General features: G+C 42.0%; 12 protein-coding genes, 2 tRNA genes and 1 other annotated feature. Of the genes, 9 read left to right on the top strand and 5 right to left on the bottom strand.

Features of this window, described 5'->3' with window-relative positions; all coding sequences use genetic code 11:
• Entirely contained in the window at nt 1–825 is an 825-nt protein-coding gene (locus tag KJS58_RS08785; RefSeq protein WP_374705793.1) for a helix-turn-helix transcriptional regulator, read from the bottom strand.
• Between the two features lie 152 nt (nt 826–977).
• Here KJS58_RS08785 and KJS58_RS08790 point away from each other — a divergent pair, with 152 nt between their 5' ends.
• Together KJS58_RS08790 and KJS58_RS08795 are read left to right on the top strand one after the other, a co-directional pair.
• Nucleotides 978–1892 carry a pectinesterase family protein gene (locus KJS58_RS08790; RefSeq protein ID WP_213532150.1) on the top strand — a complete coding sequence of 305 codons (915 nt, stop codon included), beginning with the start codon at nt 978–980 and terminating at the stop codon, nt 1890–1892.
• Nucleotides 1893–1904: 12 nt separating this feature from the next.
• Complete coding sequence (locus tag KJS58_RS08795) at nt 1905–3005, top strand: glycoside hydrolase family 88/105 protein (RefSeq protein ID WP_213532151.1); 1101 nt, start codon at nt 1905–1907, stop codon at nt 3003–3005.
• 127 nt (nt 3006–3132) lie between these two features.
• Here KJS58_RS08795 and KJS58_RS08800 read toward each other — a convergent pair whose 3' ends face one another.
• Complete coding sequence (locus KJS58_RS08800; protein ID WP_213532152.1) at nt 3133–4593, bottom strand: MFS transporter; 1461 nt, start codon at nt 4591–4593, stop codon at nt 3133–3135.
• 180 nt (nt 4594–4773) lie between these two features.
• Nucleotides 4774–5006 (top strand) — a binding site (T-box leader).
• Nucleotides 5007–5103: 97 nt separating this feature from the next.
• Between KJS58_RS08800 and tyrS the strand changes: the two genes are divergently transcribed.
• The 3 genes from tyrS to KJS58_RS08815 all read left to right on the top strand — a co-directional run bounded on the left by tyrS (nt 5104) and on the right by KJS58_RS08815 (nt 8137).
• Nucleotides 5104–6363: a tyrosine--tRNA ligase gene (gene tyrS, locus KJS58_RS08805; protein ID WP_213532153.1), complete on the top strand. Its 1260-nt coding sequence runs from the start codon at nt 5104–5106 to the stop codon at nt 6361–6363.
• Nucleotides 6364–6599: 236 nt separating this feature from the next.
• Nucleotides 6600–6672: transfer RNA gene (locus tag KJS58_RS08810), tRNA-Lys, on the top strand.
• Nucleotides 6673–6907: 235 nt separating this feature from the next.
• Entirely contained in the window at nt 6908–8137 is a 1230-nt protein-coding gene (locus KJS58_RS08815; protein WP_213532154.1) for an AGE family epimerase/isomerase, read from the top strand.
• A gap of 21 nt (nt 8138–8158) precedes the next feature.
• Here KJS58_RS08815 and KJS58_RS08820 read toward each other — a convergent pair whose 3' ends face one another.
• Both KJS58_RS08820 and KJS58_RS08825 read right to left on the bottom strand, forming a co-directional pair.
• Nucleotides 8159–8518, bottom strand: a complete 360-nt coding sequence (locus KJS58_RS08820) for a hypothetical protein (protein WP_213532155.1) — start codon at nt 8516–8518, stop codon at nt 8159–8161.
• Between the two features lie 97 nt (nt 8519–8615).
• Nucleotides 8616–9539: a S66 peptidase family protein gene (locus KJS58_RS08825; protein WP_213532156.1), complete on the bottom strand. Its 924-nt coding sequence runs from the start codon at nt 9537–9539 to the stop codon at nt 8616–8618.
• Between the two features lie 152 nt (nt 9540–9691).
• Between KJS58_RS08825 and KJS58_RS08830 the strand changes: the two genes are divergently transcribed.
• From KJS58_RS08830 to KJS58_RS08840, 3 genes are all read left to right on the top strand, one after another.
• Entirely contained in the window at nt 9692–10609 is a 918-nt protein-coding gene (locus KJS58_RS08830) for a LysR family transcriptional regulator (protein ID WP_213532157.1), read from the top strand.
• A gap of 103 nt (nt 10610–10712) precedes the next feature.
• Entirely contained in the window at nt 10713–11855 is a 1143-nt protein-coding gene (locus tag KJS58_RS08835) for a 5-methyltetrahydropteroyltriglutamate--homocysteine S-methyltransferase (protein ID WP_213532158.1), read from the top strand.
• Between the two features lie 144 nt (nt 11856–11999).
• A tRNA-Leu gene (locus tag KJS58_RS08840) sits at nt 12000–12083 on the top strand.
• 56 nt (nt 12084–12139) lie between these two features.
• On the opposite strand, the gene KJS58_RS08845 is transcribed toward KJS58_RS08840, so the two are convergent.
• The gene (locus tag KJS58_RS08845; RefSeq protein WP_213532159.1) at nt 12140–13021 is read right to left on the bottom strand and encodes an AraC family transcriptional regulator; all 882 of its coding nucleotides are present in this window, start codon (nt 13019–13021) and stop codon (nt 12140–12142) included.
• A 252-nt stretch (nt 13022–13273) separates the two neighbouring features.
• Here KJS58_RS08845 and melA point away from each other — a divergent pair, with 252 nt between their 5' ends.
• On the top strand, nt 13274–14572 hold the full coding sequence (gene melA, locus KJS58_RS08850; RefSeq protein ID WP_213532160.1) for an alpha-glucosidase/alpha-galactosidase: 1299 nt from the start codon (nt 13274–13276) through the stop codon (nt 14570–14572).
• The last annotated feature ends 45 nt before the right edge of the window (nt 14573–14617 follow it).

The raw sequence follows: 14617 nt of genomic DNA on the forward strand, positions 1-14617 counted from the left end.
CTACTTGCTGTGTTGTTTTCGGTAACGCAGGGGAGAGGTGCCCGTCAGTTTTTTGAAAGTCTTATTAAAATGATTGATATGTTCAAATCCTGTTTGCTCCGCAATCGACTGTACTTTATCACGTGTTTCAGCAAGTCTTTTCTGAGCCTCGCGGATGCGAACGACTTGTAAATATTCTTTGAAATGGAATCCCGTTAACTTGGAAAAGATTCGGCTTAGATAAGATGGACTAATATAAAATTGCCGTGCGAGCTGCTCGAGTGTCAGCGGCTGTGCATAATGTTCATTGATATAGTTTGCAATTTCGGATACCTTGGCATGCATGGGATTTCTGTCTTCAATCATGACTTTTTTAGTCTGGTCACTATGAAGATGGCGATCGAGGTGAATTAGCAGCTCCGCCAGCAATGAACGAACATAAGCTACATAATGAAGGGGCTGCTCCCTGCATTCCTTTAGCATTTGGCGCAGAAGATGTTCAATGAAAGGTTGTTCCTTCAAGGTGAATCTTAGAAGAAGGGATTCACGAAAGGGAAGCTCCACCCCAGTACGAGGATTACCCTCCGTAAAGAATTGATGAGAGAAACTAACAAGTACCCGCTCGAATTCCGGAACATCCGAACTTGCTGTGGAATGAAAATCATCTGGATTGACGACCATCATATCACCCTTTCGGGCAGTATAGACCGAACCGTTCATAAAATATACTCTTTCTCCATCTAGTAAATAGTAGAGCTCATAATAAGGATGGCTATGAGGTCGTTTCATCGCGGAAATCCCACTTTTTTTCATCAATTGAATCGAAAAGGCGTGTTCGCCGATCATATGTTTTGGTTCAATACGATCACTCAGAGTATATCCCTCCCTAGGAGAATAAATAGAAGAATGATAAATAACACGCATATTCAATCGTAAATTAGAACGATTATACACAATAATGTAAACGTTAACAATAGAGAGGAGAGGTTGATCAATTCATGGATAATAAACAGATCATCGTTGTTTCTAAGCAAGGCACAGGAGACTTTATGACGGTACAAGAGGCTGTGGATTCGGTGGGAAAAGAACCTGTGGTAATTCAAGTAGAGCCAGGAATCTATAAAGAAAAAATTAGGATCCATAAACATTTGCCGGCTATTACTTTTCTAGGAAAAGATCAGAAAAACACCATTCTCACTTACGATGATAATGCACATACCCTAGGGGATGATGGAAGTCCGCTCGGTACTTTCCGAAGTGCGAGTCTGTTTATTTATGCTCCTGACTTCATGATGGAGAATATGACGATTGCAAACAGTTCTGGTCCAGGAACGGGTCAGGCGGTTGCTGCATTTGTAGATGCGGATCGGGCTTTGTTTAGGAAGGTGCGGTTTTTGGGGGATCAAGATACCCTGTACACGGGTCCGGGAAGGCAATATTATGACCATTGTTATATTGAGGGAGACGTCGATTTTATTTTTGGGCCAGCAACAGCAGTATTTGATCATTGTCATATCCACTGTAAACGCAAAGGCGGTTACATTACGGCTGCATCCACACCGGAGAACGAGAAACACGGATACATTTTTCTTGATTGCGTGGTTACAGGAGGCGCTGGGGTAGAGAATGTGTATCTGGGAAGACCATGGAGACCTTATGCGAAGGTCGTGTGGGTCCGAACAAAAATGGATGCGTCCGTTCATTCTTCAGGTTGGCATAATTGGAGTGATCTAGAGAAGGAAAAAACATCTAGATATTCAGAATATGGATCGTATGGACCTGGCGCAAATGATATGGAGCGAGTGACCTGGGCACAGCTCATGAGCAAGGAAGAAGCAAGCGAACTCACACCTGATTTTGTCTTGGGGGGCCTGGATCAGTGGCAGCCAGCAAAGCGTTCCGCAAGGGTGTAGGAGGGCAGGTGAATGGATAATTTCGCGATGCAGCTGGTAACACATTGGATCAAGAACTATCCGATGTTGATTCATTGTACCCGGGTTTCCGATCGTTGGCACTATGAACAAGGTTGCTTGTTGAAAGGAATCCATGATGTTTACAGGTATACGGGAGAGAACTATCTTATGGAATATATCCGGACGAATATGGACCGTTATGTAGACAACGATGGGAATATCCGTACTTATCGGGAGCAGGATTATAATTTGGATCAAATCAATAACGGAAAGATGCTGCTTCAGCTCTATCGGTACACAGGAAAAGAAAAATATGCGCTGGCTGCAAACAAGCTAATCGTACAAATGGACAATCAGCCGCGTACAAAATCCGGTGGATTCTGGCACAAAAAAATCTATCCACATCAAATGTGGCTTGATGGTCATTACATGGCGATGCCCTTTCTAGCCGAGTATGGAACTATGTTTGGAGAGAGGCGTTATATTGATGAAGCAGTGCAGCAATTGATATTGATGGAGGACAAAGCACGCGATTCACAGACCGGACTTTTGTATCATGGATGGGATGAGAGTCGAGGTCAGAGGTGGTCAAACCCTGTTACTGGGCAATCACCGCAGGTTTGGGGGAGGGGAATGGGCTGGTTTGCTATGGCTCTTGTGGATATATTGCCTTTTCTTGAGAGACATGAAGGGAGAGAAGAGGTAGCGGCTATGCTTCAACGTTGTTCCGAGGCAGTTCTTAACGTACAAGATACTCAGACTGGGTTATGGTATCAAGTGATGGATCAGGGCACTCGGCAAGGGAATTACCTTGAAGCTTCAGCTTCTTCTATGTTTACCTATACTCTAAAGAAAGGAAATGTACTTGGAATATTGGGTCCGGAGATGGCTGAGGCTGCTAAGCGTGCTTACCAGGGGATGATAACGAAGTTCTTGTACAAGGACCGTAAAGGGATGCTGTCTGTTAAACAGAACTGTAAAGTCGCAGGGCTTGGAGGGCAGCCTTACCGTGATGGGTCGTATACCTATTATGTTTCAGAGCCTATTGTTGAAGATGATCTTAAGTCGCTGGGTGCCTGCATCATGGCTCTTAGTGCGGTTGAGTATCTGTAGGCCGTGCATCGTGTGAAGAATCATGTTATTTGTGAAAAAAAAGACAGGATCATGGAGTTTACCTGAGGTAAAGTTCCTGTGATCCTGTCTACTTTTGTAATCAAGGGTAAAGAAAATTTGTATTTCCTTAATGATTCAGCACCTGATCTTTTTTCTTGTGAAAGGCAATGGTTACCGAAGTAAGCAATAGGATTACTCCCGTAAATAAGAACCCTCCGATAATACTGAGAGACAGCCATCCTAATACAGAAGATCCAGCAACTACACCTAGAGAGAAGAAGGCATAGAAGTATCCGTAAGCTTTGCCTCGCAGTTCCGCCGTGGTCGCTCTAATGAGCATTGTATTAATAGATGGGAACAAGAGCGCAAAGCCGATTCCATATAAACCGAGTACGATGTAAAGAGCGAGTGTCGTTGTTGATTGGCTAATCAGCAGCTGACTAACTCCAAGCAGGCCCATTCCAATGGCCATCGTTACCGAAGGAGCAACACGATCGAAAATACGATTCGTAGGAAGTACAAACATTAGAACAGCAATGATCCCGAACGTACTCAATAACGTGCCGCTTAATCTTGAATCATATCCAAGCGTCTGCACATGCAGGGGTAGTAAATAAGCGATTACGCCTTGAGAGAACATTAAGAAAAATGCCCCGCAATATGCTTTTATGACCCCTATATTAAAGAACGATCCAGCTGAAGTGTGGACGGTAACCTCTTTCTCTTTCTTAGACACTTTATATTTACGAAGAAAGATAGCAGATAGTACGGCTAGGATAAACCCTAGTACGGCTATGCAAGTGAAAACGAAAGGTACCGAGGTTTTGTTTGCCATAATTCCGCTGAAAGCAGGTCCGATAATGGCGGCTAGACCTACAAAGGTACCGGTGAATGCTACTTTTTTTCCTTGTTCATTATTGAGCGTTGTATTTGCTGAGAAGGTGAACGCAGCAGGAACAATTAGCCCAGCTACAAAACCATGAAAAATACGTACTATAATCAAAAATGTAGGTGATTCGACGAAATAATATAGCAGCAACGTACTGCTGGTTAATAGCAAACCGGCCATAAGTAATTTGAAAGGTCCGATCTTATCCGTCAGAATACCAGATAAAACATTGCCCACCGTATTGGTTAATGAATACAGTCCTACCACAAAGCCTACAATAAATGTGCTTGCCCCGACGGAAGCCGCAAATGTACTCATAACGGGCAGTTGTGCAAATAAATCGATAAAAGAAAAGAAGACAATACTATAAACAATCAGGGCAGGATTAAAAGGCTTCATCTTATATTTGGTTTGAGCTTTCTTCAGCTTAAAATCAAATACAAAATTACCGAACGGGATAAAAGCGACAATAAATGCTACAGCAGACCACCATATGCTCCAATCGACCCGAATAGCAGCATAAAGGATCGCAAGAGCATATAAGCAGAAGATTGCACCGTGAATACTACCCATGATTGAGACTGCTGCATCGATGCCGCCGATATACTTCATTGGCATGGCGATACATAACAAAAATAAAAATGAAAAACCATCTAATAGGCCTGTAATACGCAAATAATTAATTGGATGTGTACGCAATTCTTTTACTCCTAATGCAAATTTTGAACATATAAATTCATTCTAACATTCTCATGGACGATAAAAAATGGGATGACAGAGTAAATTATAACGTTATTGTGAAAACTATCGATTTTACACCTCAACTTCAAAGGTTGACATCAAAAAATTATTTCTCTATACTGTCAATAATCTTATATATGATATACGTTGAAAGAGCCCAGTAGCAGCTTAGTCCCTGTTCTAGAAAGCCGGGGGTTGATGGAACCCGGTACACACTAAGATCGCGAATTACACTCTGGAGTATCTCGGGTAATGCCGAGCGGAAGTGGCGAACGATACCTCGCGATAAAAGCGGCATAAATGGCACACCTGATGTGTGGTGTTCATTTATGCAATCTGGGTGGTACCACGGTTGTTCAATCGTCCCTATGTCTACAATAGACATAGGGACGATTTTTTTTTATGTTTGCCGTGTTGGTCTATCTCTAATTATAAGAAAACTTATGAACCTGAAGGAGTGTTATGACTGTGAATATTATTGATGAACTCGAATGGCGTGACGCCATTAATCAACAAACGGATGCGGAAGGTCTTAGAGAATTAACGAATCAAAAATCAATATCTCTGTACTGCGGGGTAGATCCAACGGGCGATAGTATGCATATTGGTCACTTGATTCCCTTCATGGTACTCAAACGATTCCAACTAGCTGGGCATCGTCCGGTTATTCTGATCGGTGGGGCTACGGGAACCATTGGAGATCCAAGTGGGCGTCAATCAGAACGTTCACTGCAAACACTCGAAGAAGTACAAGCGAACGTGGATGCGCTCACGAACCAAATGAAAAAACTGTTCATTACAGAAGGCGATAACCAAATTCGCATGGTTAACAACTATGACTGGACCCATAAGATCAATGTCATCGAATTCTTGCGCGACTATGGTAAAAACTTCAGCCTCAATTCCATGCTTGCTAAGGATGTTGTAGCAAGCAGACTCGAAAGTGGTATTTCCTTTACTGAATTTTCTTACCAAATCCTGCAGTCTCTTGACTTCTTGCATCTGTATCAGAATGAAGATGTTCAGCTGCAGATCGGCGGTTCTGACCAATGGGGTAACATTACAAGCGGTCTAGATTTGATTCGGAAAAAAGAAGGAGCAGAAGCAAAAGCGTTCGGTCTGACGATTCCGCTGATGCTGAAAGCTGATGGTACGAAATTCGGTAAATCAGCGGGTGGTTCGATCTGGCTTGATCCGAAGAAAACAACTCCATTTGAGTTCTACCAATTCTGGGCTAACACAGATGATCGTGATGTAGTGAAATACCTGAAGTACTTTACATTCCTCTCCAAAGAGGAAATTGACGAGCTGGCTGAAAAAGTACAGACAGAACCGCATAAACGGGAAGCTCAGAAGAAGCTTGCTGAAGAAATGACAAGATTTGTACACGGCGAGGAAATGCTTGAGCAAGCGCTTCGTATTACAGCTGCACTCTTTAGCGGAGATATTAAATCCCTTACGGCAGATGAGATTGAGCAAGGGTTTAAAGAAATGCCGACTTTTGAAGCAACCAATGAATCGAAAAATATCGTAGACTGGCTTGTTGATCTCGGTATCGAGCCATCTAAGCGTCAAGCACGTGAAGATATTACAAAAGGTGCAATTTCGATGAATGGTGAGCGAGTTACGGATGTGAACTTTGAAGTGACAGCAAGTGAAGCCATTGGCGGTCGGTTTATCATTATCCGTAAAGGTAAGAAAAACTACAGCTTGGTAAAAATGTCTTAGTAGACAGTTAGTCCACAGTAAGGCCTGCAACGTTTCTTCACAAGGTAACTAAGTTCAATACAATCGTAAACTGCGGGACACTTTTACGTGTTCCGCGGTTTTATATCATCTAACTAGATATATCCGCCGCAGGTTCGATCTATGATCTAGGCAAGAAAATAATAGATTTATATTGCAAAAATGAATTTCATATGTTAATATAGACACATTGATTGATTTTTACATGAAAACGACATGGGTTCTTAGCTCAGTTGGTAGAGCAGTTGACTCTTAATCAATTGGTCGAGGGTTCGAGTCCCTCAGAACCCATCCTATCTAAAGATGGCGAGTATTCGCCGTCTCAGACTGTAGATAACTAGTTTGAATTACTAGTTCATCTACAGTCTTTTTTTTGTTTTTATGTATTTATCGCTCATTTTATACTTGCGAATATTCCTTCTTATTCCTAGGTGATAAGGTGAAGGATCTAGTTAAATTTAGGGTAAAGGAGATAGAGAACGAATTTATCTGCTTTACAATAAATACGGATAGGTGGTGTTTTGTCATGGCAGTCATTAATGGGAATCAATTTATGGAACTTTCCTTCCTTGAGAAACATATTTTAGATACCGTTGATTTTTATGCTGAGCATGTAGAAGACGAAATCAACGGAGGTTATTTTAACACTTATTTGGATGATGGAACGGTATCTGATGCTGAGATTAGACCGCTCGTAGGAACAACTCGTTTGATTTACATTTATAGTTCTGCGGCTATTTTAACGGGTGCAGATAAATACCGTGATTTGGCGAAGCGTGGTTTAACCTACTTAGAAGAAATACACTGTGATAAAGAATATGGCGGATATTATTGGAAAGTCAAAGGGCGGAGAGTAGAGGACAACAGAAAAATGGCATATGGACATGCTTTTGCTCTTTTAGCTGCTGCTTCAGCTTATAAGGCCGATATTGCCGAAGCAAAACCGATTATAGAGCATATATACGAAATACTTGACCAGCACTTCTGGCGTGAGGAAGACGGATTATATGTGGATGAAATAACGGCAGATTGGTCGCTAACGTCTCCTTATCGCGGACAGAATGCAAACATGCATCTGTGTGAAGCAATGATGGCAGCTTTTGAAGCTACAGGGGACGGTAAATATGATGAACGAGCTAGAACAATTGCACATTCGGTGATGTTCAAGTTACTTCCTCAGTCCGGTACAGAAATGTTATGGGAGCACTACGATGAGAACTGGAAGATTGACTGGGATTATGAAAAAGGGAATACAAAAAATGAATTCCGTCCCTATGGATTTGTGGTTGGACACTCGATTGAGTGGAGTAAGCTGTTGCAACTGCTAGATCGACATCAGCCGGAGGAGTGGCTGTTTCCAAGGGCAGAAGCTCTTTTCCGACATGCGACAAATAAGGGAGTGGATCGAAAATATGGAGGTATCGTATTCGCGATCTCTCCCGATAACAAGTCCGTTATCGATAATGATAAAGTATATTGGGTACAGACAGAGGCTCTAGGAGCTGCCGCCTTATTTGCAGCGAGAACAGACTCAGAGGAATATAAAGAGTTCTATATTTCTTTATTTGACTACTGCTTTACGCATTTTGTCGATCATAAACATGGAGGATGGTATGAGCAGCTTGATCGCCGGAATGCCTTGTATAGTACCTTGAAAAGTCCGTCTCCTAAGGCGGATTACCACCCGATTACGAATGCCATGACTGCTATGCTCGCATTTGGAGGCGCAGCGATGAAATCAAGACTAAAAATGTGATCTTAACGTAAATCATCTAAGCTACATTTGTTCTTCTAGTTTGTCTACGTACAATTTAGCAGATTTCAGATCCATATCTTTTACTTCTCTGAGCTTTTTGATAGCAGCAATTTTTTGACCTTGTTGGACCATGAGTAGGAGCTGTTCATCAAATGCTGTTACTTTTATTTTCTCAGATGACGTGTTAAAAGAGACAGCTTGACCTTGATTCGGATCAGAAACAGGTGAGTAGGGAGTAAAATCTGCTCGACCTGTTTGATTTCTGATAAGATCAAGTTCAAGCTGAATTTCTTTGATTTGGCGTTTTACTTTCATTACGATAAGCAGCAGGATACATGATAAAAAAACCGCAAGTGTGGCAATGAGTTCGGCAGGTTCCATCTTGAGAATTCTTCCTTTCTTTTATACGATGACTACTAGATAGTGAATCGAAGGAGATTCCTTTTTATGACAGTATAACATAGCCGTTAGATGTGCATCAGGGAAGAACAGTGGGCTCGACCACAGTCAGCTGATTGACCTCTGTATTCAGATTCACAACGGCTCCAATGGGAAGGGCAGCCTTATAAATACCGTGAGCTGTCGTTACATTAGTCATTAAAGGTTTACCTAAGGGTACAATAACGTCTTCAATGAGTTCCTGATAGGATACACCGTAAGCTTCCAGACAACCTGTACATTCGCCCATAATGATCCCCGCGCACTCTTCTAGTTTACCAGCGAGCTGAAGATGATTTAAATAGCGGTAGACGGTATTCGTAGGCTCATGCGTCTCTTCCAGTACGAGAATTTTGTTCCTGATATCAATCTCATAAGGGGTACCCAAGGTATCAACAAAAGAAGTGAGGTTTCCTCCGACAAGCGGACCTGTCACATTTCCCGGGATGCGGCTTATCATCGGAATACTTGGAGGGTTAGAGATACGGCGAGTAGGAGTGGGGATGGAAGTGGCGGTGAAAAACTGTTCAAAGTTATAAGCAGGGGTCTGGAGAGTAAAGTCAATTAACATCAAGCTTTGAAGTGTAATCAGATCGGCATATTGATAAAGGGCGTTAAGCAGAATGGTAATGTCGCTGTATCCTGATATCAGTTTCGGGTTGTTACGTATGATATCAAAATCAAGATAAGGAAGGATCCCTGCTACCCCCGTTCCTCCCCGAGTGGGAAGAATTAACCTGACCTCATCATTTTGAAACATTGCCATTAGATCTGCCGCTCGGTCTTCATCTGTACCCGCTAGAAAACCATCTTGCTCATATACATGTTCACCCACGATCGTGTTTAGCCCTGTAGATCTCAAAACCGCAATTCGCGCATCAATCGTTGCACGGTTCAGCGGACTCCCAAGGGTGACAATTCCAACGGTATCTCCTCTACGCAGAATCGGCGGTGCAATAGCCATAGATTCTTCACCCCATTTTCAGATAGTTACAAATCTAAATACTTATTGATTATGTAGATACATAGTGAAACATACCGAAATTTTAGCGATAAAACAAATCTTACTACTGGTATAATGAGAATAGAAATTTTCACCTGAGAAAGAGGGATGGTATGGCCACACTTACCCAACTTAAATATGTTATTGAGGTAGCCAATCGAGGTTCGATGAACGAAGCAGCTAAACGACTTTTTATATCACAGCCGAGTTTATCCAAGGCAATTCGTGATCTGGAAGAAGATATCGGCATTACTATTTTCGAACGTACCAATAAAGGAATCTCGCTTTCCATGGAAGGCGTTGAATTTATGGGATATGCAAGACAGGTTGCTGAACAAGCAGAACTTCTTGAGAGTCGGTATATGAACGCTAAACCTTCGCCGCAACATTTTGCCGTATCCACGCAGCACTACGCTTTTGCTGTAAATGCTTTTGTTAAGCTGGTTCAGCAGTATGGGCAGGAGGAATATGAACTTGCACTCAGAGAAACCAAGACACATGAAATCATTGAAGATGTAAAAACGCTGCGCAGTGAAATTGGAATTCTTTATTTAAATGAATTTAATAGTAAGGTGATGAGTAAATTGCTCGATGCAGCGAACCTGCATTTTCATAGTTTGTTCACAGCGAAGCCCCACATTTTTATTAGTGTGCAGAATCCGCTTGCAAGGCAATCGAAGGTTACCATTGAGGATTTAGAAGAGTATCCTTATCTGTCATTTGAACAGGGTGAATATAATTCGTTTCATTTCTCAGAGGAAATTTTAAGTACGTTATCACATAAAAAAAGCATTCGAGTAAATGACAGAGCAACATTATTTAATCTTTTGATTGGTTTGAACGGCTATACGATTTCAACTGGAGTTTTGAGTGCGGATTTAAATGGCCATGATATTATCCCTGTACCGCTGGATTATCATGAGACTATAAATGTAGGCTGGATCTCTCATAAAAATGCGATGCTTTCAAAGCTAGCACTAGCCTATGTAGAAGCCTTGCAGGAAGCAACGCAAAAATTTGATATAGTCTAAAGTTATAACCAGCTATAGTTTATAGGAGTTATACTATAACTGATCGATCATGGTATCTTTCAATTATGAACTTATGGATTACCAATTAAAGGAGATCGATGATATGAGCCAAATTACTAAAGCAGGTACAGTGAGGAGTGTTACTCCCTATCGTTATGATGTGGTTGGAAGCTTCTTACGCCCAGAAGCGTTAAAACAAGCCAGAGCTAAATTTCAGGCAGGGGAAATTTCTGAGGCAGAATTAACAAAAGTGGAAGATCAGGAGATTATTCGTCTCGTTGAAAAGCAAAAAGAAGTGGGCCTAAAGGCTGTTACCGACGGAGAATTCCGTCGTTCTTGGTGGCATCTCGATTTTATGTGGGGACTCGATGGAGTAGAGAAAGCAAGTGATGTCAAAGGCTACCCATTCCAAGGGGAAACCACAAGAGGAGAAACAGCACGCCTTGTGGGTAAAATCGGATTTTCTTCTTCTCATCCATTTGTTGCACATTATCAATTTTTGAAAGAAGCAGCAGGCGATGATGTGGTAGCTCGTCAAACGATTCCTGCACCGGCACAGTTCCTCTCTGAGCTTTATCGTCCAGAGAATAAAGCTGCTATAGATAAGTTCTACAGCAGTGAAGAAGAACTTGTAAAAGACATTGCTAAAGCTTATCATGATGCCATTCTTGCCTTTTATGAAGCAGGTTGCCGCAGTATTCAGCTTGATGACTGCACATGGGGAATGCTGTGTGATAAAAACTATCTGGAAGCAAAACAGCAAGCAGGCGTGAACGTTGCTGACACGGCTAAGCTGTATGCAAGGCTTAATGAGCTGGCGGTTTCCTCTTTGCCATCTGATCTTATCGTTACAACACATGTATGCCGTGGTAATTATCATTCCACATGGGCATCTTCAGGCGGATATGAACCGATCGCTGAAACTTTGCTTGGAATTGATAACATTTCAGGTTACTATCTTGAGTTCGACACGGACCGTGCGGGAGATTTCAAACCTCTTCGTTTCTTGAAAGAAGATCAACAGGTGGTACTTGGTCTATTCTCATCTAAGATTGGGGAGCTGGAGAGCAAGGAAGAAATTTTCAAACGTATTGAAGAAGCAACGGAGTATGTTGATATTAACCGGATTTGCCTTAGTCCTCAGTGCGGATTTGCTTCGACAGAAGAAGGAAATATTTTGACAGAAGAACAACAATGGAACAAACTTGCTTTTATTAAAGAAATCGCAGAGCAAATCTGGCAATAAGCCACATGTAATCATCCCTCTGATGCTACTCGGAAATGAGCTTTCTTAGAAAGCCATTAGCATTTCAGAGGGATTTTTTTGATTCTCACTTATACTTGCTAATCTCAAAAATTACCATTATAATACAGGAATATGATAGATTATGCGGCCGTGGCGGAATTGGCAGACGCGCACGGTTCAGGTCCGTGTGGGTTCACCCCCGTGGAGGTTCGAGTCCTCTCGGCCGCATCTTACTTAAGAAAGGTTCGTCACTTTGCTCTTGCAGCTATAGTGACGAGCCTTTTTTATTGTCCATTTTTCTTTTCGTGCGTTCTTGTTGCTGCATTCCGGTAGTCAGTCGGTGACATACCAAATTCTTTGCGGAACTGCTTGGAGAAATATAAAGCATCATTAAAACCAACAGATGAGGATACTTGGTCAATGGTCAGATTTCCTAATAGCAATTCTTGAGCTTTCTTTAGCCTGACGTTCATCAAATATTGTTTAGGCGAGTATCCCGTCTTTGCTCTGAAAGCCTTAGATAAATGCGCTCTATGGTACCCAAGTGTTGAAGCAATATGCTGAATACTGATCTGCTGAGGATATTGGAGGGAAATCCAGCGTATGGCATGCTCAACCTGGCGGTCAATCATAGTGGGGAGATCTCGCTCAGGGGACTGGATCGAGTCAGCATTAGCTAGACCAAAATGATGAAGAAGCAGTCGCATCCAGCCAGACGCCTCTAAATTTTCCATCTCCGAATAAGCAGATTGCCGAAAAGAAAGACGGATTCGTCTGAATAACTCATGAGCAGTAGACACATCTGTGGTATGCAGAACAGGTCGCTCTTTCGTTACACCTATTTTTCTTAAATAGGAGGATACGGTAACCCCTTGTATTGCCACCCAAGTATAGTGCCAAGGGTCAGAGGAGTCGGCCTGATAACGAAATAAAATACCCGGGAAGATAAAAAAAGTATCCCCTTTTTTGCAAGGGTAGGATACTCCATTACACTCAAAGATACCTTTTCCATCAAGGACGGTATGTACGAGATAATATTCATGTACAGATGGACCAATTCCATGAGAGGGTTCAGGTCTTCCTTCACCTGAAAATAAAACAGCGGGTTCATTCAGATCCGGATTGGGGTTGATAGCTACTTCGAAATGAGTATGCTCTTGGTACATATAAGTTCCTCCCGTTCTAGTTCAATGATCTAGAATCTCTCTTTTTAATAATGCAACAAACGTCCATATATGTCTTGTGTTTCTCCATATTTATTTCTCTCTTATTGTTTTATATTGAAAGCGTAACAAAAAAACAAAGAATACAATAAAAACACCGTAATACAGGGTGAAACTAGATTTTTAACGACAGTGAGTCATGAGTTGCATCGTAACAAGTGAATATTTTTAATTGCAGCTAAGGAGGAATGAAAGATGGACAAGATTACATTTATCGGGGCAGGAAGTACCGTGTTTGCTAAAAATGTGTTAGGTGACTGTATGATGACCCCTGCTTTGCAAGGTTTTGAATTAGCTTTATTTGATATAAATCTAGAGCGACTGACCGATTCAGAGAAAATGTTGAATAATTTGAAAAAGAGCGTGGGCAGCACATGCAGGGTTACAGCTTACACCGATCGTAAGGAAGCGCTGAGCGGAGCTAAATATGTGATTAATGCGATTCAAGTTGGCGGATATGATCCTTGTACGATTACCGACTTTGAAATTCCGAAGAAGTATGGTCTTCGTCAAACGATTGCCGATACCGTTGGCATCGGCGGCATATTCCGTAATCTGCGTACGATTCCAGTTATGATGGACATCGCTGCTGATATGCGGGAAGTATGTCCTGATGCACTATTTTTGAATTACACGAATCCTATGGCTGTGCTCACGAATGTAATGAATACATACGGAGGAATCAAAACCGTAGGATTATGTCATAGTGTGCAGGTATGTGTACCTCATATGTTTGAACACCTTGGCATAGATCAAACGGGAGTACAGGCGAAGATCGCGGGAATTAACCATATGGCATGGCTCCTGGAAGTAACGCGGGATGGGGAGGACTTATATCCAGAGATTAAGCGAAGAGCAGCGGAGAAGCAAAAGGAATCTCATGGAGACATGGTTCGATACGAGATGATGCTGAAGTTTGGTTATTACATCACAGAGTCATCTGAGCATAATGCGGAATATCACCCTTACTTTATTAAAAAGAATTATCCGGAACTCATTGAAAGATTCCAAATCCCGCTTGACGAGTACCCGCGGCGGTGTGTGGAACAAATCGCAGGCTGGGAACGTATGCGGGATGAGATTGTGAATAATACGGAACTGAGACATCAGCGTACTCACGAATATGCCTCCTACATTTTAGAAGCGATTGAAACCGGTATTCCTTATAAAATCGGCGGTAATGTAATGAATCAAGGTCTTATTACCAATCTTCCCAAAGAAGCTTGTGTAGAAGTACCCTGTCTCGTGGATCGCAGTGGAATAAGCCCGACATTCGTTGGCGATCTGCCTCCGCAGTGTGCAGCGCTTAATCGGACGAATATTAATACACAGCTACTTACCATTGAAGCAGCGATGACAGGCAAGAAAGAACATATTTATCATGCAGCAATGCTTGACCCACATACAGCAGCAGAACTTTCTATGGATGATATCATCCATATGTGCGATGAATTAATAGAGGCCCATAGAGATTGGCTTCCCGAATATAAATAAGTGATCCTTAGCTAGTTTGGAACATATTAAGGTGATAAAAGACTG

It is taken from the genome of Paenibacillus sp. J45TS6 (assembly GCF_018403285.1).
Classification (GTDB): Bacteria; Bacillota; Bacilli; order Paenibacillales; family Paenibacillaceae; genus Paenibacillus.

Excerpts from the sequence above, each read along its gene's own strand:
- KJS58_RS08790 (WP_213532150.1), top strand. The coding sequence starts at position 978 with ATGGATAATAAACAGATCATCGTTGTTTCTAAGCAAGGCACAGGAGAC.
- melA (WP_213532160.1), top strand. The coding sequence starts at position 13,274 with ATGGACAAGATTACATTTATCGGGGCAGGAAGTACCGTGTTTGCTAAA.
- KJS58_RS08795 (WP_213532151.1), top strand. The coding sequence starts at position 1,905 with ATGGATAATTTCGCGATGCAGCTGGTAACACATTGGATCAAGAACTAT.
- KJS58_RS08785 (WP_374705793.1), bottom strand. The coding sequence starts at position 825 with ATGATCGGCGAACACGCCTTTTCGATTCAATTGATGAAAAAAAGTGGG.
- KJS58_RS08835 (WP_213532158.1), top strand. The coding sequence starts at position 10,713 with ATGAGCCAAATTACTAAAGCAGGTACAGTGAGGAGTGTTACTCCCTAT.
- KJS58_RS08815 (WP_213532154.1), top strand. The coding sequence starts at position 6,908 with ATGGCAGTCATTAATGGGAATCAATTTATGGAACTTTCCTTCCTTGAG.
- KJS58_RS08825 (WP_213532156.1), bottom strand. The coding sequence starts at position 9,539 with ATGGCTATTGCACCGCCGATTCTGCGTAGAGGAGATACCGTTGGAATT.
- KJS58_RS08830 (WP_213532157.1), top strand. The coding sequence starts at position 9,692 with ATGGCCACACTTACCCAACTTAAATATGTTATTGAGGTAGCCAATCGA.
- KJS58_RS08820 (WP_213532155.1), bottom strand. The coding sequence starts at position 8,518 with ATGGAACCTGCCGAACTCATTGCCACACTTGCGGTTTTTTTATCATGT.
- KJS58_RS08845 (WP_213532159.1), bottom strand. The coding sequence starts at position 13,021 with ATGTACCAAGAGCATACTCATTTCGAAGTAGCTATCAACCCCAATCCG.